The 20,655-nt window shown below is 63.0% G+C and carries 25 protein-coding genes; 17 read left to right on the top strand and 8 right to left on the bottom strand.

What is annotated here, in order from left to right; genetic code table 11:
- Positions 1 to 57: 57 nt before the first annotated feature.
- From VLT15_04810 to ppc, 3 genes are all read right to left on the bottom strand, one after another.
- A complete protein-coding gene (locus VLT15_04810; protein HSR44537.1) occupies positions 58 to 267 on the bottom strand; it encodes an MGMT family protein in 210 nt (69 codons plus the stop codon).
- A 196-nt stretch (positions 268 to 463) separates the two neighbouring features.
- Positions 464 to 1,084 (bottom strand): uracil phosphoribosyltransferase, encoded by a 621-nt coding sequence (gene upp / locus VLT15_04805; GenBank protein ID HSR44536.1) that lies wholly within the window; start codon positions 1,082 to 1,084, stop codon positions 464 to 466.
- A gap of 143 nt (positions 1,085 to 1,227) precedes the next feature.
- Positions 1,228 to 3,975: a phosphoenolpyruvate carboxylase gene (ppc, locus tag VLT15_04800; GenBank protein HSR44535.1), complete on the bottom strand. Its 2,748-nt coding sequence runs from the start codon at positions 3,973 to 3,975 to the stop codon at positions 1,228 to 1,230.
- A gap of 71 nt (positions 3,976 to 4,046) precedes the next feature.
- On the opposite strand from ppc, the gene ffh reads away from it, so the two are divergent.
- Genes ffh through rimM form a run of 4 tightly spaced genes read left to right on the top strand, consistent with a single transcriptional unit; the run spans position 4,047 to position 6,585 of the window.
- Positions 4,047 to 5,393, top strand: a complete 1,347-nt coding sequence (gene ffh, locus VLT15_04795; GenBank protein ID HSR44534.1) for a signal recognition particle protein — start codon at positions 4,047 to 4,049, stop codon at positions 5,391 to 5,393.
- A 4-nt stretch (positions 5,394 to 5,397) separates the two neighbouring features.
- Positions 5,398 to 5,856 carry a 30S ribosomal protein S16 gene (gene rpsP / locus VLT15_04790; protein HSR44533.1) on the top strand — a complete coding sequence of 153 codons (459 nt, stop codon included), beginning with the start codon at positions 5,398 to 5,400 and terminating at the stop codon, positions 5,854 to 5,856.
- Complete coding sequence (locus VLT15_04785) at positions 5,853 to 6,104, top strand: KH domain-containing protein (GenBank protein ID HSR44532.1); 252 nt, start codon at positions 5,853 to 5,855, stop codon at positions 6,102 to 6,104. The genes rpsP and VLT15_04785 overlap by 4 nt, the downstream gene beginning before the upstream one ends.
- Entirely contained in the window at positions 6,088 to 6,585 is a 498-nt protein-coding gene (gene rimM, locus VLT15_04780; protein HSR44531.1) for a ribosome maturation factor RimM, read from the top strand. Before VLT15_04785 ends, rimM begins: the two co-directional genes overlap by 17 nt.
- Before the next feature lie 14 nt (positions 6,586 to 6,599).
- On the opposite strand, the gene VLT15_04775 is transcribed toward rimM, so the two are convergent.
- Positions 6,600 to 7,463 carry a Gmad2 immunoglobulin-like domain-containing protein gene (locus VLT15_04775; protein HSR44530.1) on the bottom strand — a complete coding sequence of 288 codons (864 nt, stop codon included), beginning with the start codon at positions 7,461 to 7,463 and terminating at the stop codon, positions 6,600 to 6,602.
- 64 nt (positions 7,464 to 7,527) lie between these two features.
- Here VLT15_04775 and cofG point away from each other — a divergent pair, with 64 nt between their 5' ends.
- Positions 7,528 to 8,664 carry a 7,8-didemethyl-8-hydroxy-5-deazariboflavin synthase CofG gene (cofG, locus tag VLT15_04770; GenBank protein HSR44529.1) on the top strand — a complete coding sequence of 379 codons (1,137 nt, stop codon included), beginning with the start codon at positions 7,528 to 7,530 and terminating at the stop codon, positions 8,662 to 8,664.
- Entirely contained in the window at positions 8,661 to 10,514 is a 1,854-nt protein-coding gene (cofH, locus tag VLT15_04765; protein ID HSR44528.1) for a 5-amino-6-(D-ribitylamino)uracil--L-tyrosine 4-hydroxyphenyl transferase CofH, read from the top strand. Before cofG ends, cofH begins: the two co-directional genes overlap by 4 nt.
- Before the next feature lie 8 nt (positions 10,515 to 10,522).
- On the opposite strand, the gene VLT15_04760 is transcribed toward cofH, so the two are convergent.
- Entirely contained in the window at positions 10,523 to 10,795 is a 273-nt protein-coding gene (locus tag VLT15_04760; GenBank protein ID HSR44527.1) for a hypothetical protein, read from the bottom strand.
- Positions 10,796 to 10,873: 78 nt separating this feature from the next.
- Here VLT15_04760 and VLT15_04755 point away from each other — a divergent pair, with 78 nt between their 5' ends.
- The 5 genes from VLT15_04755 (at position 10,874) to VLT15_04735 (ending at position 14,230) form a co-directional block, all read left to right on the top strand.
- Positions 10,874 to 12,004 carry an ATP-binding protein gene (locus VLT15_04755; GenBank protein HSR44526.1) on the top strand — a complete coding sequence of 377 codons (1,131 nt, stop codon included), beginning with the start codon at positions 10,874 to 10,876 and terminating at the stop codon, positions 12,002 to 12,004.
- Positions 12,001 to 12,636 carry a response regulator transcription factor gene (locus VLT15_04750; protein HSR44525.1) on the top strand — a complete coding sequence of 212 codons (636 nt, stop codon included), beginning with the start codon at positions 12,001 to 12,003 and terminating at the stop codon, positions 12,634 to 12,636. The genes VLT15_04755 and VLT15_04750 overlap by 4 nt, the downstream gene beginning before the upstream one ends.
- 195 nt (positions 12,637 to 12,831) lie before the next feature.
- Positions 12,832 to 13,278, top strand: coding sequence for a hypothetical protein (locus tag VLT15_04745; GenBank protein HSR44524.1), 447 nt, complete (start codon positions 12,832 to 12,834; stop codon positions 13,276 to 13,278).
- Positions 13,275 to 14,045, top strand: a complete 771-nt coding sequence (locus VLT15_04740) for a DUF4097 family beta strand repeat-containing protein (GenBank protein HSR44523.1) — start codon at positions 13,275 to 13,277, stop codon at positions 14,043 to 14,045. Before VLT15_04745 ends, VLT15_04740 begins: the two co-directional genes overlap by 4 nt.
- Positions 14,042 to 14,230, top strand: a complete 189-nt coding sequence (locus VLT15_04735) for a hypothetical protein (protein HSR44522.1) — start codon at positions 14,042 to 14,044, stop codon at positions 14,228 to 14,230. Before VLT15_04740 ends, VLT15_04735 begins: the two co-directional genes overlap by 4 nt.
- A 21-nt stretch (positions 14,231 to 14,251) precedes the next feature.
- Here VLT15_04735 and VLT15_04730 read toward each other — a convergent pair whose 3' ends face one another.
- A complete protein-coding gene (locus tag VLT15_04730) occupies positions 14,252 to 16,210 on the bottom strand; it encodes a heavy metal-binding domain-containing protein (protein HSR44521.1) in 1,959 nt (652 codons plus the stop codon).
- Between the two features lie 73 nt (positions 16,211 to 16,283).
- Here VLT15_04730 and trmD point away from each other — a divergent pair, with 73 nt between their 5' ends.
- The 5 genes from trmD to VLT15_04705 all read left to right on the top strand — a co-directional run bounded on the left by trmD (position 16,284) and on the right by VLT15_04705 (position 18,875).
- On the top strand, positions 16,284 to 16,946 hold the full coding sequence (gene trmD, locus VLT15_04725) for a tRNA (guanosine(37)-N1)-methyltransferase TrmD (protein HSR44520.1): 663 nt from the start codon (positions 16,284 to 16,286) through the stop codon (positions 16,944 to 16,946).
- 79 nt (positions 16,947 to 17,025) lie between these two features.
- Positions 17,026 to 17,367 carry a 50S ribosomal protein L19 gene (rplS, locus tag VLT15_04720; protein HSR44519.1) on the top strand — a complete coding sequence of 114 codons (342 nt, stop codon included), beginning with the start codon at positions 17,026 to 17,028 and terminating at the stop codon, positions 17,365 to 17,367.
- Between the two features lie 39 nt (positions 17,368 to 17,406).
- Positions 17,407 to 18,156, top strand: coding sequence for a signal peptidase I (lepB, locus tag VLT15_04715; GenBank protein ID HSR44518.1), 750 nt, complete (start codon positions 17,407 to 17,409; stop codon positions 18,154 to 18,156).
- Positions 18,157 to 18,243: 87 nt separating this feature from the next.
- Positions 18,244 to 18,540 (top strand): DUF2469 family protein, encoded by a 297-nt coding sequence (locus VLT15_04710; GenBank protein HSR44517.1) that lies wholly within the window; start codon positions 18,244 to 18,246, stop codon positions 18,538 to 18,540.
- A complete protein-coding gene (locus VLT15_04705; GenBank protein ID HSR44516.1) occupies positions 18,435 to 18,875 on the top strand; it encodes a YraN family protein in 441 nt (146 codons plus the stop codon). The genes VLT15_04710 and VLT15_04705 overlap by 106 nt, the downstream gene beginning before the upstream one ends.
- Here the strand turns inward: VLT15_04705 and VLT15_04700 are convergent.
- Positions 18,872 to 19,066 (bottom strand): hypothetical protein, encoded by a 195-nt coding sequence (locus tag VLT15_04700; protein HSR44515.1) that lies wholly within the window; start codon positions 19,064 to 19,066, stop codon positions 18,872 to 18,874. The genes VLT15_04705 and VLT15_04700 overlap by 4 nt on opposite strands.
- Before the next feature lie 179 nt (positions 19,067 to 19,245).
- On the opposite strand from VLT15_04700, the gene VLT15_04695 reads away from it, so the two are divergent.
- Positions 19,246 to 20,019, top strand: coding sequence for an enoyl-CoA hydratase/isomerase family protein (locus tag VLT15_04695; GenBank protein ID HSR44514.1), 774 nt, complete (start codon positions 19,246 to 19,248; stop codon positions 20,017 to 20,019).
- Between the two features lie 89 nt (positions 20,020 to 20,108).
- Here VLT15_04695 and VLT15_04690 read toward each other — a convergent pair.
- The coding region (locus VLT15_04690; GenBank protein ID HSR44513.1) for a haloacid dehalogenase-like hydrolase at positions 20,109 to 20,655 on the bottom strand (547 nt) is incomplete at its 5' end.

Genomic DNA, 20,655 nt, shown 5'->3' with positions numbered 1-20,655 from the left:
GGTTCACCTTCCGATCTCTTCAGTTCGTCGCAATCGCGAAATCGGGCATACGCGAATCTACCGGTTCTTTGCAACCTTGCCGTTGCGCAGCTCTACGCCTTCGGATCGGAGTAGCTCCGCATGGCGCTCCTCCAGCCCGGGGACCAGGCGTCCGGACGAGGCTACGACGCGCCACCACGGAAGCCCGGTGCTTTTGTGAAGATAATTGCCAACAGCGCGGGCAGCACCCGGGCGCCCGGCTTGGGCCGCTACTTCGCCGTATGTCACTACCTCGCCTGGGGCGAGCGACAAAAGGATCTCCCGGACGTTGTCCTCGAAGTTCACAAGGTGAATCTAGAGGTTCGCGTTGGGGAATCGCCGGGCGGTGCGGAGAGTTCCAGGGGATGGGTTTTGGGTTCGGAGGCGCAACCGTGAAGTGGTTTCGCTAGCTCAGAACCTAGATCTCAGAACCGAGAACCCTCCCTCAAAGGGTCCCGAACAGTCGATCTCCCATGTCGCCGAGGCCCGGTTGGATGTAGTACGTGTCGCTCAGCCCGCGGTCGAGGCCGGCCGTGACGACCCGGACGTCGGGGTGGTCCTTCTCCATTCTCGCCACACCCTCCGGGGCAGCCACGACACACAGGGCGAGGATCTCGTGTGCTCCGTTCGCCTTCACCTTCTCAACCGCCCATGACAGCGAGCCCCCGGTGGCGAGCATCGGCTCGAGGATGATGACCCGTGCGTCTCGAAGATCCGGGAACTTCGTGTAGTACTCCTGGGGGAGCGCCGTTTCCTCGTTCCGTTGCACACCCGCATATCCGACATGAACATCCGGCAGGAGATCGATGACCGCGTCGAGCAGTCCGAGCCCTGCGCGGAGAACGGCAACCGCCACGAGGTTCCTCCCGATCCGGTAGCCGGTGGTCGGCTCCAAAGGAGTCTTGATAGGCGCCTCGGCCAGCTCGAGGTCAGCAGTCGCCTCGATCAGGAGCGTGTAGGCCAGTCGTCTGGTCGTCTCCCTGAATTTCTCGGGCGGGGTCTTCTCGTCGCGCAGCGTCGAGAGATAGTGACGGGTGAGCGGGTGATCGACGACCGTGAGACTCAACTCTGGGCTCCTGTTTGTGGGTGCCCTCAATCTACCGTCCACGCCGGAAGTCCGTCCGTCACCGTCGTGCCGCCGGCCCCGCACCCGCGGATTCCGGCCGTTTCCCCCAGAGGGGCGCCGGTCAGCGCGGCGGCACGGTTCGGTCAGCCGGTGTTCCGCAACCCCGTCGCAATCCCGTTGACCGTCAGGAGCAGAGCCCGCTGAAGCAATAGATCGGTTTCCGCAGACCGTCGCGACCGCGCCAGCAGCGACATCTGCAGGTAGTGCAGCGGATCCAGGTAACGATCCCGCACCTCCAGGGTGCGCTGCAGCAGAGGTGACCCGTCCAGGAGTCGCTCATCGCCGGTGACGCGGAGAACTTCGCTCACGCTGCGCTCGTACTCCTCGCGAATCCGCTCCAGAATCGGGTGTAGAGATGGATCGACCAGCAACTCCACGTAGCGTTGCGCAATCTCCAGATCGGTCTTGGTGAGGGTCATCTCGACGTTTGAGATGAAAGTGCGAAAGAACGACCAGTTCCGGTACATCTCATCGATGACGTCGCCGAGACCCTCTGCCCGGGCGGCGGCCAGCCCGGATCCGACACCGTACCAACCGGGGACGATCTGTCGGGTCTGCGTCCAGCCGAATACCCAGGGGATGGCTCGCAGATCTTCGAGAGATCCACTGCCGCCCGGGCGCCGCGACGGGCGGCTTCCGATATTCATTGCCCCGAGTTCGTCGACCGGCGTTGAACTCAGGAAGTAGTCGACCAGGCCGGGGTCCCGGACCAGGGACCGGTACGCCGCGTAGGCGGCGGACGAGATCGCGTCCATGGCCTCATCCCACCCCTTGAGGACCACGGGAGACTGGCGCGGTTCTCGATGGAGCAACGATGCTTCGAAAACGGCGGCAAGCGTGAGTTCCAGGTTGCGCCTGGCGAGACCCGGCAGGCCGTATTTGTCCGAGATGACCTCTCCCTGCTCTGTGATCTTCACGGAACCGTCGAGCGTCCCGAACGGCTGAGCCATGATGGCTTCGTGTGTGGGTCCGCCTCCGCGGCCGATCGTGCCGCCCCGGCCGTGAAACAGGCGGAGCACGACTCCGTGCCGATCGGCGACATCACGCAACTCTCTCTGGGCCTTGTATATCTCCCATTGCGAAGAGGTGATTCCGCCGTGCTTATTCGAATCCGAGTAGCCGAGCATCACTTCCTGCAGATCGCCACGCAACCGCACCAGCTGTCGGTAGGACGGGCTGTCGAGCATCTGATCGAGAATCCTGCCGGCCTTGCGGAGCTCGTCGGTGGTCTCGAGGAGCGGGACGAATCCGATACGGGCGACGCCGCTCGGTACGTCTACCAGACCGGCCTCCCGACCAAGAACGGCGGCGGCCAGAACGTCGGAGGCGTCGCGTGTCATTGAGATTATGTAGCTCTCGATGACCCCGTCACCGAAGCGATCCAGCGAGGCGCGCACCGATGAGAATGTGTCGATGGTGGCCGCAACGCCGGAATCGAACACCGCCGCCGGCGCCGCCAGCGGTCTGCGGCCGGACAACTCCGCATCCAGGAGTTCCAGCCTTTGTTGCTCATCGAGAGCGGCGTAGTCGGCTCCAATACCCGCGAACAGGGCGACCAGCGCTTCCTCGTGCTTCTCCGAATGCTCCCGTATGTCCATCGTGGCCAGGTGGAACCCGAAGGTGGCGACGTTCCTCATCATCCGGGTCACCACTCCGGAGGCCAGGAGCTCTCCGTGGTTCTCGACGAGCGAGCCGCGCATGATCTCGAGATCCGCCAGTAGGTCATCGGCAGTCGAATAGTCGAGTCCCTCGATATGGCGGCTGGTTTCCTCGATCCGACGCCGTGTGTTGGCCAGGCGCTGATGGATGAAGGCGCACTTCAACCTGTAGGGCTCTTCAGCGTTCATGTCGCCGAATCTCCTGTGAACCTCGGGGAGCAGGCTCCGATCGCGTACCAGCGACTCGCGCATCGCCTCCGAAACGCTGCGGATGCGGGTCGAAGTGCTCAGCTCGTCGGCCAAGTCCTCGATCGATGCAATCAGATTCCGAAGGGCGTGCTCATGCTGCATCTCCAAGACCGAGGTGGTGACGGGGGGAGTGACGTTCGGGTTTCCGTCGCGGTCGCCGCCGACCCACGTCCCGAAACGAACGGGATGTGCCGAGGCGGGGAGATCGATTCCCAACCGTTGCAGTTGAACCGCCACCTCATCCAGCAGCGCCGGTGCCACTCGCTCGAAGAGCTGATCGAAGTAGAAGACAACGGAGCGTGCCTCGTCGATCGGCTCGGGGCGATCACGCCGGAGTTCATCGGTTTGCCAGAGGAGATCGATGAGCTCCCTCACTCTGCGATCGATGCGGCGATGATCTCCGGCATCCGCCCGCGGATCGTTTCTCTCTTCCAACAGATCGGCCAGATCGCCGAGTTTGGTCAGGATCGATCGGCGGGCGGCTTCGGTTGGGTGGGCGGTGAACACCGGGCGGAGTTCGAGCCGCTCCACGAGTGCGGTCAGCTCGGAGATCTTGGTGTCTGATTCTCCAACGGCGTCCACCGCGGCTTCGAACCACTCCCGCTCGCGATCGGTGCGGTGGCTCAGCTGATCAACGCGGTGGGTCTGCTCGGCGACGTTGGCGAGATGGAAATAGGTGGTGAAGGCGCGAACCAGCCGGATGGTGGTCGCCATGTCGAGGTGGCCGAGCAACGAATCGAGGTCCTCGCCGTCCGGAGAGGACCCGGGCTCCCGCATCGTCTTGGTGAGAGATCGAACCTGCTCGACCAGCGCCAGGAGCTCCGGTCCGTGCTGTCGAACCAGCGCTTCACCCAGCTCGTTGCCGAGTCGCCGAATGTCGGCACGGAGCGCTGAATCACGATCGTTCATATGGACGAGCGTAATGCACCGGCAGCGCCGGCTGTTTGCCGCCGGCCGGCCGCTAGAGGCTCGCGACTGGATACACTGTGACGTCCATGTTCGAATCCCTCTCCGACCGGTTCACCGGCATTTTCACGAAACTGCGCGGCAAAGGGCGCTTGAACGAAGCCGACGTCGACGCGACGCTCAGAGAGGTCCGGCTGGCCCTGCTCGAGGCCGACGTCAACGTCACCGTCGCCAAGACCCTGCTTGCCCGGATCAAGCAGCGGGCGGTCGGAGAAGAGACCTCAAAGAGCCTGTCACCGGGCCAGCAGGTCATCAAGATCGTCCATGAGGAGCTGATCACCACTCTCGGTGTCGAAGTCGCCCGCCTGAACTCGTCCTCCACGCCGCCGCTGACCATCCTGATGGTTGGCTTGCAAGGCTCCGGCAAGACCACATCTGCAGGCAAGCTCGCCCTTCACCTTCGCAAACAGGGTAAGCGCCCTCTGCTGGTGGCCGCAGACCTGCAGAGGCCCGCAGCAATCGATCAGCTGGAGACCCTGGGCCGCCAGATCGACGTTCCCGTCTACACCGAGCGGGGAGGCAAGCCGGCGAAACTGGTCAAGGCCGCGCTGAAGGAAGCCAAGCGGCTCGGCAACGACGTCGTGATCGTCGATACTGCCGGTCGCCTGCAAATCGACTCCGAGTTGATGGGCGAACTGGCAGAGGTGAGAAAGGCTTCAAACCCCTCCGAAGTACTTCTGGTGGTCGACGCGATGACGGGCCAGGACGCGGTCAACGTTGCCAAGGGGTTCCTCGAGTACACCGATCTCACCGGCATAGTCCTGTCCAAGCTCGACGGTGATGCTCGTGGCGGAGCGGCAATCTCGGTGCGCGAGGTCACGGGGCGGCCGATCAAGTTCGCCGGGCTCGGGGAAAGCCTCAGCGACTTCGAACCGTTCCATCCGGATCGGATGGCGTCGCGGATTCTCGGTATGGGAGATGTCCTCACCCTGATCGAGAAAGCCGAAACCGCTTGGGACGAGCAAGAGGCCAAACTCATGGCCGACAAGCTTCGAACAGCCAGTTTCACGCTGGAGGACTTCCTGGGTCAGTTTCAACAGCTGAAGAAGATGGGGCCACTCGACGGGTTGCTTGCTATGATCCCAGGCGCCTCGTCGGCGCTGAAGAACATTGAGGTTTCCGACAAGGACTTGGGTCGAGTCGAAGCGATCATCCGCTCGATGACTCCCGATGAGCGGCACAACCCGAAAAGCATCGACGGGAGTCGCAAACGGCGAATCGCAGCAGGATCGGGCACCACCCCTCAGGAAGTGAACGGTCTGCTGAAGCAATTCGCCGAAACACAGAAGATGATGAAGATGATGGCTGACGGCCGAAGCTTCCCGGGAATGCCGGGTCTCGGAGGGCTGATGCCGGGACGAAAAGGGAAGAGGTGACGAGATGGCGGTGAAGATCCGCCTCCAGCGGTATGGAAAGAAGAAGCAGCCCGTCTACCGGGTCGTCGTGATGGACGGCCGCAGGCCCCGCGACGGGCGCTATCTAGAGGCCATCGGCCGTTACGAACCACGTCAGGATCCGTCGTTGATCGAGATCGACAACGATCGGGCGCTCGACTGGCTGATGAAGGGCGCACAACCAACCGAGACCGCACAGAAGTTGCTCGAGGTTTCCGGCGCATGGGCCCGGTTCAAAGTGGCCAAGGGCGAAATCTACACCGTGGGTGTGAAGGCTGCTCCGACCGTTGAAGAAGCAGACGCTGATGCGGATGCCGAAGAGGCATCCGTTGACGACGCCGCCGAGACACCGGTCGAGGAATCGGTCGAAGAAGCTGAAGAAGCCGGGGATGCTCAAGAAGCACCGGCAGAACCCGAGGCCGAAGCCGGAGAGGAATCTGAGTGAGTAAGGGAGAAATCGTCGAGCGGGTGGTCCGCTACGTCGTTTCAGAAATCGTCGACGACGCCGAACAGGTCGAGGTAACGATCATCGAAGAGGGCCCCGAAGAGGTCACAGCCGAGGTCCGCACGGCCAAGTCCGACATGGGCCGGGTCATCGGACGTCGCGGTCGGGTCGCCCGTGCCATTCGCACGCTCGCCCAGGCTGCGGCCGACGAAGAAGGCCTGCGCGCCGGCGTTGAGTTCGTCGACTGATCTGACCGTCGGCCGTATCGGCCGGGCCCACGGAATCAGGGGCGAGGTATCAGTGCGGGTGCTGGTCGACGACGACCGTTTGTTCGAACCCGGCGCCCGGCTCGAAGCGGGGGACCGCCAACTGGTAGTCATCCATTCCCGTCCTCACAAGAACACTCTGCTGGTCGGGTTTGCAGAGGTGACATCGCGCAACGACGCAGAAGCGCTGCATGGTCTCGAGCTCGTGGCGCGGGGGGTCGAGCTGAGAGAGCTCGACTCGGGCGAATTCTGGCCGGAGGATCTCATTGGACTGGCCGTGCATGCCGACGGCGATCGGCTCGGAGAAGTCGTTGGCGTCATTGCAGGATCGGCTCAAGACCGCCTGGTCATCGAGACCGTTACCGGAAAGACGATCGAAGTTCCTTTTGTGGACGAACTCGTGCCGGAGGTCTTGCCCGAACAAGGCAAGATCCGGGTCACCCTCATCGAAGGGCTGGTCTGAAGGGGAGTTCGCCTTCAACCCTCCACGGTCACCTCGAGGCGAACACCCTGTTCCGCACCGTCGCGAGCTGAATCTTCACCGATGAAGAGTTCGAGGTTTCCGGTGATGTCGGCCGGCAGGCCGACCTCGAATCGGCCCCACGTCTCCAGGTAGTCGGTCGAGGTCGTGTAGGCCTCGGCCACGATGTTGCCGTCCCGGCGCGCCCGGATAACGACGTTCGCCTCGAATGTGCGTCCGTATCCCTCGACGGAGACCGGCGGAGTCAAGGTGTCGTCAACAGGCATGACGACGATGAAGCTCTCGTGGGCGGCTCGGCGTATTTCGCCACCACCCGGGGCGAGGTCGACCACGAGCCGCGCGGGACTGGAGACCTCCGAGAATCTGGCGACAGCGGGCCCGGACAGGTGAACGTCGAAGAACAACGAGTTGTCGAAATCACGGACTACGTAGACACGGTCTATCAGCGACCCGCCGAACACGACATCCGACAGAGCCGTTCCGGTAATCGACGGATCGAGATGTACCCGGACTATGCCGTTTGCCCGGATGAACTCGGCACGGGTCTCACCGAGCGACGTTGCCGGTGCGCCTGATGCCGCAGCCAGTTCAACGACCAACCGTTCGCAACCTTCATACGGGGTCATTGCAAGCCCGGTGATGGTCGCGGCGTCGGCTGCATCGCCGGACTGAGAACCCAGTGGGCCGTCGCCGAAGAAACTGTTCAAACCTTCGAGACAGGGGGCCGCCACCGGCCCCTCGGTGGTGGGTGAGCTCGTCTGAACCGTCGTCTCGGGCGCATCCGAAGAAGCGGTCGGCGCCAGGCTTCCGCAGGCAACTGCGGACAGAACGACGAGCAGAATGAGGAACGATCTCCGCATTCCCATGAGAGTAGCCGTGGACCGGCCCCATCTATCGGCGCGACCGGGACTAGCGTGTCGATTCATGCCTCACCCGCGTTTCGACCCCGATCTCGCAGTCGCCTACCTGGATGGGTCGGTCGACGCCGCTCCGCTGTTTGACGAAGCCGGCCGACTTCGAGACGAGGGTCACGGGAGAACGGTCACCTACAGCCGCAAGGTGTTCGTTCCGTTGACGACGCTCTGCCGGGATCGGTGCACGTACTGCACGTTCGCCAAGCCGCCCGGGGCGGGCGGCGAATATCTCGAGCCGGATGAAGTTCTCGCCATAGCCGGGGCCGGGGAAAGGCACGGCTGCACCGAGGCACTCTTCACTCTCGGAGACCGGCCCGAGGACCGCTGGGACCAAGCGCGTCGATTCCTGGACGAACGCGGGCTCGACTCGACGTTGGACTACGTCCGGGAGATGACCGAGTTGGTCGCGACTACCACCAGCTTGTTTCCGCATGCGAATCCGGGGCTCATGGATGAGGCCGCCATCAAGATGCTGCGGCCTTCCAACTCCTCGATGGGCCTCATGCTCGAGAACATCTCACCTCGCCTGATGGAGAGGGGGATGCCTCATTTCGATTGTCCCGACAAGGACCCGGTCGGGCGAGTGGCCACAATCGAGGCGGCCGGCCGCGCTGCGGTGCCATTCACTTCGGGCGTGCTCATCGGCATCGGTGAGACCAACCGGGAGATCGTCGACTCGCTCCTGGCCCTCGAACGCCTTCATTCCCGTTCGGGCCACATTCAGGAGATCATCGTCCAGAACTTCAGGGCCAAGGCCGATACACGAATGAAACGCAGCGCCGAGCCGGTGCCCCTCTACTTCGCCCGGGTCGTAGCAGTGGCCCGATGGCTGTTCGGACCCGAGATGAACATCCAGGTTCCGCCGAACCTGACCGAGAGGTACGAGGTCTACTTGCGGGCCGGTATCAACGACTGGGGTGGCGTGTCCCCTCTGACGATCGACTGGGTGAACCCGGAACAACCATGGCCTCACCTGGCCGAACTCGATCACAGGACGTCGGCGGCCGGTTATACACTCCGTCCTCGCCTACCCGTGTATCCCGAGTTCATCACCGACAGGTGGATAGACGAGGGCGTGCTGTCCGCCATCCGGGCGGCGACGGACGACGAAGGCTACGCGGCGATTCGGGAGGGAGTGGGTAGGTGACCATCACATTCTGCAGGGTTCGCCCGGCTTCGGAAGTGACCGAGTTGTCCGCCGTCACACGGCGTCGCGAAGGAACGACGACCCTCGAGATGATCGGCGTCCGCGGGGACGATCGTGCGGCCGCTCTCGCGGGCGGGATTCTGCCCGTAGAGACGGCGGGGACGGACGGATCACCCGCAGCCTGGGTGGTAGCACCGGAGCAAGCCGTGCGGCTGGCGGAACTCGGTGTCGCCGGGTGGCGGATAACGGTGCTCGACGAGGGAGCGCGGTCCGTGGTGCTCGATGGTGTTGCCAGGAGCCGGGCGGCCTTCTTGCGAACCGGCCGTTCAAACGTGGCCGCGGCGGCATCGTTGGCTGCTCTGCCGGGAGTGGAGACGTCGGTCTCGGTGTTCGTCGACACCGTCGACGATGCCGTGCGAGCAGTTGAGGAGGGCGCCTCCGATCTGCTGCTGCGCGACTGGGGTATGGAGAGGATCGGCGAGTTGCGTGACGCGCTCGGCGCGCTGATCGAACGTCCGGCCTTCCCGATCGATCTGGACCTCGACTCGGTGCGGCGAGAACTGTCGGATGATCTGTTCACAACCTGGCTGAACCAGATCGACGGGCGGGGGGCTGTGCGACCCCGGTATGAGTGGGCGCCGGGCAAGGACCAGAGAGTGCCTCTGCCGGCCCGACGGTTCTCGGCGCAATGGGCAGACGCCGCCTGGGTCGGCGCGGCGGGCCCGGAAGGCCTGGAAGGAGCGGGGGCGTTGAGACCCATTCTCGAACGGTCGCTCGAGGGACACCGGCCGACCCGTGACGAATTGGAGATGCTCTTCCACGCCCGAGGGGCTCAGGTCGATGCGGTCGGCTTCACGGCCGACACGCTGCGGCAGCAAACGGCCGGCGAGACCGTCACCTACGTTGTCAATCGCAACATCAACTACACCAATCTGTGCTACTTCCGCTGCGGGTTCTGCGCATTCTCAAAGGGACCGCGCAGCTTGAACCTGCGGGGCGAGCCCTACTCGATGACGGTCGAGCAAATCGTTCATCTGGCGGAGTCGGCCGTCGCGCGGGGAGCGACGGAAGTGACTCTGCAGGGCGGAATTCACCCCGATTACACAGGCGACTTCTATGTGGCAGTAGTCGAAGCGATCAAGGAGCGTCTGCCCCACGTCCACATACACGGATTCACGCCGCTCGAGGTCTGGCAGGGTGCTGAGACTCTCGGGTCGGATCTTCGGGATTACCTCGTGCGGCTCCGCCACGCCGGTCTCGGCACGCTCCCCGGCACCGCTGCGGAGATTCTCGATGACCGGGTGCGCGCCCATCTGTGCCCGGACAAGATAACGACGGCCGAATGGGCGGAGGTGATGCTGACGGCGCATGAGGTCGGCCTGCGCGCCACGGCCACGGTCATGTTCGGCCACATCGATGGACCTGCTTCGTGGGCCAACCATTACGAGGTGGTTGGAGAGATCCAGAAACGTACCGGCGGGTTCACAGAGTTCGTGCCGCTTCCGTTCGTTCACATGGGATCGCCGATCTGGTTGCGGGGGCGCGCCCGTCCTGGTCCGACCTGGGACGAGGTCGTGCTGATCCATGCACTTGCACGGATCGCGTTCGACGGGTTGATCCCGAACATCCAGGCATCCTGGGTCAAGTTGGGCTTGGACGGCGTCGGACGTCTTCTCAATGCCGGGGCCAACGATATCGGCGGCACCCTGATGGGCGAGATAATCACGCGGGCGGCCGGCGCGTCACACGGTGAAGAGATGACGTCTGAACAATTCGAGACGGTCATTCGGGAGGCCGGGAGGACGCCCTCTCAGCGGACGACGCTGTATGAGGTAGTCGAGCGAACCTGAACGTTGGGTTAGGCGGTCCAGCCCAGGACGAGGTCGCCGAACGTCAGGAAGGCGAACCAGAAGGCAACCATCAGCAGCGGCAGTCCCATGGTTATGGACGGCCCGTTCCGCCAGCTCCGTCCGCCCCACACCGTAAGCCCCAACCACACTGCGACCAGGACACCCACTCCCCACGGTGGGACGAGCAGTCCGCTGAACGCCACGAAGAACCCCATGACCAGGTGAATGCTCGCTCCAACGATGGCGAAGACGATTGCTGCGGGTGAGAGCGGTTTCGTCATGGCGCGCTCCACGGTAGCCGGACCTCACGGCGGCGGATATGGCGCCGATTGTGAATACTCGCCGGGTAGCCTCCGCGCATGGAATCAACCATTGCCCCGGCGGATATCGACCGCGTCATCGGCAGGGTGGTCGTCGGCTACCGGGTGGTGGGCGGCATCTGGCTCGGGATGCTCGGCCTGATAACTCTGGCCGGGTCGGCGTCACCCGATCGACCAGCCGTCGTGGTCGCCACAATGGTCGGGGTCGGCGGATGGTCGTTTCTGACCGGTTGGTTTCATCGGAGAGACAGCTTCGTGTTACGGACCTGGTGGTGGCTCGTGGCCGACGTCTGCGTGACGATCTGGGTCTTGTTCAGCAGCGACATAGCCGGGACGGCCTCGAACTTCTACGGCGGCTACCCGATGTCAACGGTCTTCATGGGGGTATTCAGCTTTGCCATCGCCGGGGGCCTTGCCACCGCCGCGGCACTTTCGACGGCCACGATTCTGCGCCTCATCGAGAGCACCGGATCCGACCCGACGACCGATTCGGCTGCCGTGCTGATCTACATATTCGGCGGCCTGCTGGCAGGTTGGGCGGTGGGTGTCATCCGGCGGAGTGATCGTCTGCGATGGGAAGCCGAGGACGCCCTCGCCGCGGAGCGTGCTTCGCGAGCCAGAGCGGAGGAACGGTCTGAGATGGCCGCGCACTTGCACGACTCCGTTCTCCAGACTCTGGCGCTGATTCAGCGCGCCGGCGATTTCGACGAGACGGTATCGCTTGCCCGCCGCCAGGAACGCGAGCTCAGAGCCTGGCTCTTTGGATCTGGTGCGTCTCCGGCGGAGAGCTTCGCGGCCGCGGTACGCGCCATGACTGCGGAAGTCGAGGAGTTGTTCGGGGTTCGGATTCAGACGATCGTCGTGGGTGACACAACGGTCGGTCCGGCCGTCGACGCGCTGGTCAAAGCGGGCCGGGAGGCAGCGATCAACGCGGCACGGCATGCTTCTGTGGACGAGTTCTCCGTCTTTGCAGAGGTGACGGATGGGTCCGCCGGCCTGTTCGTGCGCGACCGGGGTTCGGGGTTCGATCCGGGTCAGGTGCCGGCGGACAGGAAAGGCATCACCGAATCGATAGTCGCACGCCTGGAACGACATGGTGGATCGGCAACGATTCGGTCCAATGAGGGAGCCGGTACAGAGGTGATTCTCGAGTTGGGGTTCGGAGCTTGACCATAAGAGTCTTCATCGTGGATGATCACGACCTCTTTCGGTCGGGAGTGCGCGCCGAGGTCGGAGACGACATCGAGGTCGTCGGAGAGGCTTCGGAGGTCGGCGCTGCGATTGAGTTGATCGCCGAGCGGCTCCCCGACGTCGTGCTCATCGACGTTCATATGCCGGGCGGCGGAGGCAGGGCCGTGATCGAGGCCGTCTCTCCCAAACATCCGGAGATAGCCTTCCTGGCACTCTCGGCGTCCGACGCTGCCGAAGATGTTGTCGCCGTCGTCCGTGCGGGAGCGCGCGGCTACGTGACCAAGACGATCTCGTCTGCCGAGCTGTCCGAAGCAGTCAGGCGAGTTGCGGCAGGCGATGCAGTGTTCTCGCCCATGCTGGCCGGTTTCGTTCTGGATGCGTTCAGTTCGATTCCGGTAACCGAGATCAATCCCGACTTGGACCAGTTGACACCGCGTGAACGCGAGGTGCTCCAGCACATCGCGCGCGGATATACCTATCGGGAGATAGGGGAGCAGCTCTTCATCTCGGTCAAGACGGTGGAAACTCATGTGTCCAGCGTTCTTCGCAAGCTGCAACTCTCGAATCGCCACGAGCTCAGCCGTTGGGCGCAGGACCGCAAGCTCATCTAGGGGATCCGGCGCCGTTCGGAAGTCCTTGACAGTCTGACAGCATTGTGACATCATAATGATGTCAGCACGAAAGGACGCTCAAATGTTTACTACTCCGGAGATGGGTTTGGAATACCACCGCGTGCACCGGCGAGAGCTCATCAGGAGCTTCATGCCTGTGAGGCGCCGCTGGGAAGACCGCGAAAAGGTGGGTCGATGAACACAACAGCAGCGATCGCCGCTCTCGAGCAAGCTGTGGCGCAGCAGGTCATGATCGGCGGTGACGACCCCGGGGTAGAGGCAGCGACGCGCATGATGCTCGCCGCCATCGAACCGGCAATGAAGCAAATAGCTCTCGATCTTGCCCAGCAGGCAGCTCTCGAGGTCGGAGCCCAACTGTCCGACTACGAGGTTGAAGTAGTGCTCACAGATGGTGAACCTGCTCTGCGCATCAGGCCGTCCGAGGAAGACGGCGGCGAGATAACCGGAGACTACGAAGCACGTCTCACCCTCCGCCTGCCGGAGGTTCTGAAGGATCTCGTAGAAGAGAACGCCGGTCAGGCCGGCGACTCGGTGAACACTTGGGTCGTCAAGACCCTTTCATCCAAGGCAAGAAAACGTACCGAGCGGGGCGGGAAGGTAACGGGGAGCTTCGATCTATGAGCGTGCGCAGAGAGTTCTATGAGGTCGGGGCCAGGCCCCGCATCGAGGTGCGGACCCGTACAGGTCGGATTCTCGTCGACGGTCACGACGACGGTGGAGTCGAGGTGATGATCGACGGTAAGAATGCCGATGCCTTCACGGTCGAACGATATGGTGATGCGGTCTCCATTCGCCAGTCATCCGAGCGAAGCTTTTCGTCCGGATCTCATCGGGTGGCCCTGCGTGTTCCGCACGACTCCGAGGTCGACATTGCCGTGACTTCTGCCGATGTCGAAGTGATGAGCACGATCGGGGATCTGCGCGTGTCGGCCGCCTCGGGCGACGTATCTGCGAGAAAGATCGAACGAGATCTCACCCTCAAGGCGGCTTCGGGCGACGTCGACGTCGAAGAGGTGCAGGGGCGGGTGCAGATCACGACGGCTTCCGGCGATATCGACATCCGAACGGTTGGGCGCCATTGCACGATCTCATCTGCCTCGGGCGATATCGAGATCGGAGCCGCCTCCGGAGATCTTCGCATCAAGACGGCTTCGGGTGACATCGAAGTAGATCGTTTTCTCGGCGGAGAGGTCGACTGCAAGACCGTCTCCGGCGACTTGACCGCCCGGATACCTTCGGGCCGGCGCGTTCAAGTAGACCTCCAAACCATGACGGGCAACGTGCACTTGCCGGAGAGCCGCAAGGACGCGACCGAAGTCGTGGATGGTGAGTCCGTCTCGATCCGGTTCAGGTCGGTGTCGGGCGATGTTCGGCTGGATCGCGCATGATCACCTGGCCGTTACGGGCGGTGGGTGGTCTGATCGGCTTGGCGCTCCGGTTGGCCGGGGGTGCGCTGGCGCTTGTCCTGGTTGCCGTGGGTATTCTGCTCAGCCTGACGGTTGTGGGATCAATCGTCGGCGTACCGCTGATCATTCTGGGGATATTCGTCCTGTGGAAGTCCGCGGCCGGCTGAGGACCGGCCACGGACGACCGGTCAGTCCTGAGCTTTGAGGGTCACGGCGGTCCCGGTGGCCGTCAGTACCGTTGCCCGTCCGACGGGTGCCACGGTCGTGGACACACCGACGATTGCGTGGGCACCGCGCAACATCGCTTCATCCACCATCGAGCGCATGGCGCTGGTACGCCCCGCAGTCATTTCGAACTCGACCGGCCCCGACCCGAGCACGACGTCCGCCGACACCACGCCCAGGTAGGTGTCGATCTGCCATTCAGACAGAAGCGGACTGGTTGTGACGATGGGCCGCCACGTGCTGCGACCCTGATCATCCTCGACCCATCCCTGGGCGGACTCCTGCCAGCGTGAGCCCCACTCGATGGCTGGTGCCGCATCGGGCTCCGGTTCGGGCGCCGTTTCGACAGGCGTCTCCTCCGGAGCCGAACCGCCGGCGTCCGGCGTCGCATCGAATGGGGCTGGGGCGGTCTCCGACGGTTGCGAAGTGACCGGCTCCTCCGACTCCGCGAGGACATCGATCAGCGCTTCGGTATCTGCCGGTTCCGGCAAGATGGGTTCCTCGTGCTCAGGGGTTTCGTCGACGACCGAGAGGGCGGGTTCGAAGCTGATCAGAGGCTCTTCCGGTGAATCGTCGGCGGATTCGTAGACCATCTCGTCGATTCCCGACGGCGTGTCCGGCAGGGGATCGGTAACTTCCGCCGCTCCGACCTCCGGTTCGAGAGTTGCATCGCCGGGAAACTCTGCTCCCGGCTCGGGGAAGACCTGGGCGTGATCCTCCTCGCTTTCGTCGGAGGGCTCATCGACTAGCTCAGGTTCATCGACTAGTTCCGGTGCAGGTTCCGGATCGCCGTCCCTTCCGAAGGTGACGCCGAAGACCGGAGCGTCGGGCTCGGATGGCTCATCGGAGAACTCGAAGACGCCCCACTCGGCGGGGGCCGCCGCCGGCTCGCCGGCAGGTTCGATCTCACCGGCGGCCTCGGCCTGGTAGTCATCGGCGGTCTCTCCCGCCGAGAAGGCGAAATCCTCTTCGGCGATCTCCTCGAACGAGACGGTGGCCTCATCGACCGGCGGGATATCGGCAACCGGCTCCGGCGTGGCCAGACCCTCGAGTTCTCTGTAGACCGAAGGGGTGTCGTCGCGATCGATTGTGAAACCTCCGTCTGCCGGACTGCTACCTGCGTCCCCGGCAATGTCGAGGGCCGTGTCGGCCAGTTCGGCGACAAGAGACTCGAACTCGGCATCCGGGGCGGTCGTTTCGGCGATTTCGACCGGTTCGGACAATTCTTCGAGCGGCGTTTCGACGTCTGCGTCCGCCGGGAGAGTGACTTCGGCAAACGCCGCGGCAGCCTCATCGACGGCCGCTTCGATTCCGTTTGTGGCGACTTCTTCCACCGCCGCTTCGTGCAGTTCTTCGGTGACTGCGTCTTGTACGGCTGGAGTCGACTCGATGACCATCCACGGCGGCGGTTCGGGAGGTAGATCCGCATCGGTGGCCCCGACGCCGAGCGCCGCGCCGCTCGTAGGTTCGGTGAGACCGGGCGGTTCGGTCGCATCGTCCTCCGCCGCTGCTTCGAGAGTGAACGTGTCGAGGCTCTCTTCGACCGGCTCGGGTATCTGCCCGGCTTCTCCGGTCTCTTCCTCATCCGTTGATTCGGCCGCAGGTGGGAGCGGGTATCCACCGAAAAGTCCGGAGGCGGCGAGAACTTGAGAGAGAGGCCCGCGCGATTCAGGTTTGGACGGAGGCGTCGGGTCGGCTTCCTCGTCGGGCAGGGAACCTTCGGCCGGTTCTTCACCGACCGACTCGAAACCGAAATCGCCGGTGGCCGGCTCCGATATCTCGAGTGATTCTTCAGCGGGTTCGACCGGTTCGATCGGTGCAGATACCGCCTCATGGTCGACCGAATCCGGACTAGGAACCGATATCGAGTCGTTTTCTGGCAAGCCCCACGGGTCTGCGCTTGAGTTCGTTGTGTCAGCCACGGTCTGTTTCCCTCCGCGAAGCCGGGATGCGAGCATACCCCATGATCAAAGTCGTACTACCTTTCTTTCGGTCGTGAAGATCACTGTCATAACCATCTTTCCAGGATATTTTTCGAGCCCGTTGAACGCCGGCGTCGTCGGCCGGGCAATTGAAGCGGGTTACCTCGAGATTGAGACGGTCGACCTGCGTGATTTCGCCACGGGTTTTCATCGTCAAGTGGATGACGCCCCCTACGGGGGTGGGGCCGGCATGGTGATGATGATCGAACCGTTGGCGAAGGCGCTCGAGCCGTTGTCCGATACCGTGCGGGTGCTCATGACCCCGGCCGGGAAGCCCCTCGATCAGGAGATGCTGGATCGTTTCGCGACTCTCGACCATCTGACCCTCGTGTGCGGCCGGTATGAGGGAGTGGACGAGCGGGTAGTCGAGCATTTCATCGACGAAGAGGTCTCGGTCGGTGATTTCGTTCTGCCGGGTGGAGAGGCCGCCGCGCTGACGGTGATCGAAGGTATCGGAAGGCTGATTCCCGGAGTGCTGGGAAACGAGCAGTCGATCGCCGGCGAGTCGTTTCGGGACTCCCTCCTGGCGGAGCCCCATTACACGCGGCCGGCGGATTATCGCGGGTGGAAGGTGCCGGAGGTGCTGTTGTCCGGCGACCATGGCCGTATCGAAGAGTGGAGAGCCGATCAAAGGCTCGAGCGGACGCGCCGGCGGAGACCCGATCTACTCGACTGATCCATCTTGGACTAGACGGTCCCAACGGTATACAATCTCTAGCCGCCGGCCTTCTCCGGCGCGTCTCAAGGAGTTTCCAATGAACATGCTTGACCAGGTCGAGAGCGCGTACATACGCGACGACATCCCCGAGTTCAAAGCCGGCGATACCGTCCGCGTGCACGTCCGCGTGGTCGAGGGTGGCCGCGAGCGCGTGCAGGCATTCGAAGGTGTTGCCATCGCCAGAGATGGCGGGGGCCTCCGAAGTACTTTCACCGTTCGAAAGATGAGCTTCGGCGTCGGTGTCGAGCGGGTGTTTCCGGTTCATGCTCCGATCATCCAGAAGATCGAGGTCGTGCGTCGCGGCGATGTGCGACGGGCCAAGCTCTATTACCTGAGGGACCGGGTCGGCAAGTCTGCGCGAATCAAAGAGCAGCGTTAGTGGTCTCGATCCGGTGTCGGCCGGAGTATGGACCCAGACGTGGCTGACGCAGCTGGATTCCCCGGCGGCGATGGCGATGATGGCTGGGCCGGAGCGGATCCGTTCGATATCGGTCCATTTCGCAACAGTCCGGAAGCCGGCGATCGGCCCGAGAATCAGGAGCCGGTGCGCAGGGTTCGCCCCAAACACAAAAAGCGGGGCGGATTCGTTTCGTTCCTGATCGAGCTTCCCATTCTGATCCTGGTGGCGCTCGTCGTCGCCGTTCTGATCAAGACCTTCTTCGTCCAGGCTTTCTTCATTCCATCGGGATCGATGATTCCTACTCTGGAAGTGGACGACCGGGTGATGGTCAACAAGCTGAGCTACACGTTCGGCGAACCTGATCGGGGAGACATCGTTGTCTTCGACTCGCCGTTTGCGGCCGCATCGAAAGACCAGTCCTTCGTGGAAGCCGCCTGGACGGCCGTGAAGGAATCCCTGGGGATCCAGACCGCTCTCGTTCCGGACGATCTCATCAAGCGCATCATCGCCCTTCCCGGCGAGACCATTGAGATCAAAGACAACAGGGTCTTCATAGACGGAGTGCCGATCGACGAACCGTACCTGTCGCCGGGCGTGATAATGCAGGACTTCGGTCCTCAGACGATTCCGGATGAAATGGTGTTCGTCATGGGAGACAATCGGAGCTCCAGCCAGGACAGTCGCAAGTTCGGTTCGATCCCACAGGACTCGATCGTCGGCAGGGCCTTTGTCCGTCTCTGGCCGTTCGACCGTTTTGGTTCGCTGTAGCGAATCTGTCTCACCGAGAAGGTACAACGGTTGGGCCCGGGAATCTGTAAGATCTCGATCCCCGGGCACCACACAGGGAGTCTGTGAATGCACGAAGAAGACCTCGAACGATACGAAACCGAAGCCGAGCTCCAGATCTACAAGGAGTATCGCGACGTCCTCCCGATGTTCAAGTTCGTCGTAGAGACCGAACGCCGCTTCTATCTCGCCAACTCTGTTGTCGTCGGCAAACAAGAGTCGAACGGTTCCGTGTATTTCGAGATCGAGCTTGAGGATGCTTGGGTTTGGGACATGTACCGACCGGCGCGATTCCTTTCAAAGGTACGCGTAATGACATTCCGGGACGTCAACATCGAGGAACTCGAAGCCGGCGTTCAAATCTGACGAGAGCGGAAGTCGGAATACTCGGCGAGCGGATAGCCGCCGACTTTGTGGAGCGGCACGGTCTGGTGGTCGTCGATCGCAACGTCAGGGCCGGTCGCGGTGAGATCGACATCCTCGCGGACGATCACGGGCGGCGCGTCGCAATAGAGGTGAAGACCGCAGTGGCGGTCGGGGACGATCATTTCCTGCCCGAGGAAGCTTTCACCGACGAAAAGGCCCACACCGTCCGTCGACTTGCCGAGGGTCTCAAGCCCAGGGCAACGCGAATCGATCTGGTGGCGGTTTCGCTCATCGACTCCGGTGCTCGCATACGTTGGCTCAGGTCGGTGTGTTAGGAAGCGCGACCGAAACGTCTGCGACGCTCCTTGAACCAGCATCCCCGGTGCCAGTGCCGCCGCAAGTCGGGGGTGTCCTGCGGGATTACCACGACGTGGAAGGTGCCGGGATCGATGCTGGATTCGCAGCCCGGGCAGATGTAGTGCTTTCTCGCCGCGTACGGCTGGACCGGCACAACGGCTTCGTTCATCCTGCGATTGCCCAGATGATTACTCCGGCGGTGGCCGCCAGTGCAACAACGACCATCCCGATATCGAATGCAGTGCTGCGTTGCTCCCGGAACGGATTGAATCCCATATCGGCGCCCATGGTATCGGGGAGCGGGACTGTGAGCGGGACTCTGCCGGGAATGACTAATAGGCTGGGGTGATGTTCGTTGAAACTGTCGATCACGGTCCGGTTCGCTGGCTCACCCTGAATCATCCGGAACACTTGAACGCGATCCCCGTCCCCGGCTGGGAAGAACTCGCCTCCGCGTTCACCGACTTCGATCTGTCCGCACAGCGAGCCCTGGTCGTCACCGGCGCCGGTGGCGAGTTCTGCTCGGGCGCCGAACTCGGCACCGAGAACTCAGGTGTGCAGTCGGTGGATGTGCAGGTGGCGCGCATGAAGCAGGTCGGCGCGGCGGCGCTCGCTCTGCACCGGTTGACCAAGCCGACGATTGCTGCGGTTGATGGTGTGGCGGCCGGTGCGGGGATGAATCTTGCCCTCGGTTGTGACATTGTCATCGCCTCGGATCGAGCGAGGTTCTCAGAGATCTTCGTGCGGCGCGGACTGACCGTCGACTTTGGAGGCACCTGGCTGCTACCGCGCCTGGTCGGTCTTCAGAGAGCGAAGGAACTCGTGTTGAGCGGCCGGATCGTCGATGCTTTGGAAGCCAAGCAGATAGGTCTCGTTCTCGACGTCGTGGATGCCGGATCCCTGCGAGAGACGGCACAGCGCCTCGCCGAGTCACTTGCCGCCGGTGCTCCGATTCCCCAGATGTTCGCCAAACGCAACCTTGATCGATCTTTCGAGCTCTCGTTCGAGGAGACACTCGAGCAGGAGCATCATGGCCAGGTGATCTGTTTCGCAACCGAGGACCTGGTGGAGGGGGTTGCCTCGTTCGTGGAGAAGCGGGCGCCGGAGTTCAAAGGACGGTAGGCCCCGGCGGCACCTTCCGATTGACGGGTTCTGAGCTCAGGTTCTGCTTCGCTCGATCCGGAATCTGAATACCGGATCCCTAGACTCCTTCAGTCCTCGTCGACGTGGCCGGGGGCGCGCGGGATCTGGGCGAAGGCGCGGCGGCGGGCGGTGACGATTTCATCTGCGATCTGGTCGAGGCTGTCCATCAACCAGAGGAAGGCCGCTTCTCCTTCGCGGTAATCGGCTTTGGCCATGCCTTGGATACGACCCTGCTCCTGAAGTCTCTTCACCTGTGCGAAGTTGTTCACCGGTTCGGTGTTGTAGACACCGAGGGTCTTGCCACCGTGCTGGTTGAGAATCGAGAAGACCGGCACATCGCTGGGACCGTCGGCGATATAGATCATGTGCCGGATGGGCACCCGGCGCTGCTCCTCGGACATGCGCGAGTTCACGTCGACCTGGGGGTTCTTGTTCACGCCCTTGTTGACTTCGAAGACGGCCTTGGTCTTTCCGGTGTTGTCGAGCGTGTAGCCGAGGCGGGTGATCCGTCGCTCGGATTCGCGAATGTCGAGGCGGTCGAGGAAGCCCGGCGGGGCAGGGGTCTCGATGTAATCGTTGGCCCAGATGCCATCGATGTGGCCGGCGATGGGACTG

The sequence above is a fragment of the Acidimicrobiia bacterium genome, from assembly GCA_035471805.1.
Classification (GTDB): Bacteria; Actinomycetota; Acidimicrobiia; order Spongiisociales; family JAHEDJ01; genus JAHEDJ01.
Note: the sequence above shows the minus strand (reverse complement) of the source record. Positions and strands in the feature narration are given on the sequence as shown.

Bases quoted from the DNA above. Each gene is read 5' to 3' on its own strand.
- VLT15_04755 (HSR44526.1), top strand. From the start codon at position 10,874: ATGGAATCAACCATTGCCCCGGCGGATATCGACCGCGTCATCGGCAGG.
- rpsP (HSR44533.1), top strand. From the start codon at position 5,398: ATGGCGGTGAAGATCCGCCTCCAGCGGTATGGAAAGAAGAAGCAGCCC.
- VLT15_04745 (HSR44524.1), top strand. From the start codon at position 12,832: ATGAACACAACAGCAGCGATCGCCGCTCTCGAGCAAGCTGTGGCGCAG.
- VLT15_04760 (HSR44527.1), bottom strand. From the start codon at position 10,795: ATGACGAAACCGCTCTCACCCGCAGCAATCGTCTTCGCCATCGTTGGA.
- VLT15_04710 (HSR44517.1), top strand. From the start codon at position 18,244: ATGCACGAAGAAGACCTCGAACGATACGAAACCGAAGCCGAGCTCCAG.
- VLT15_04695 (HSR44514.1), top strand. From the start codon at position 19,246: ATGTTCGTTGAAACTGTCGATCACGGTCCGGTTCGCTGGCTCACCCTG.
- VLT15_04700 (HSR44515.1), bottom strand. From the start codon at position 19,066: ATGAACGAAGCCGTTGTGCCGGTCCAGCCGTACGCGGCGAGAAAGCAC.
- cofG (HSR44529.1), top strand. From the start codon at position 7,528: ATGCCTCACCCGCGTTTCGACCCCGATCTCGCAGTCGCCTACCTGGAT.
- rplS (HSR44519.1), top strand. From the start codon at position 17,026: ATGAACATGCTTGACCAGGTCGAGAGCGCGTACATACGCGACGACATC.
- ffh (HSR44534.1), top strand. From the start codon at position 4,047: ATGTTCGAATCCCTCTCCGACCGGTTCACCGGCATTTTCACGAAACTG.
- VLT15_04735 (HSR44522.1), top strand. From the start codon at position 14,042: ATGATCACCTGGCCGTTACGGGCGGTGGGTGGTCTGATCGGCTTGGCG.
- VLT15_04775 (HSR44530.1), bottom strand. From the start codon at position 7,463: ATGCGGAGATCGTTCCTCATTCTGCTCGTCGTTCTGTCCGCAGTTGCC.
- VLT15_04740 (HSR44523.1), top strand. From the start codon at position 13,275: ATGAGCGTGCGCAGAGAGTTCTATGAGGTCGGGGCCAGGCCCCGCATC.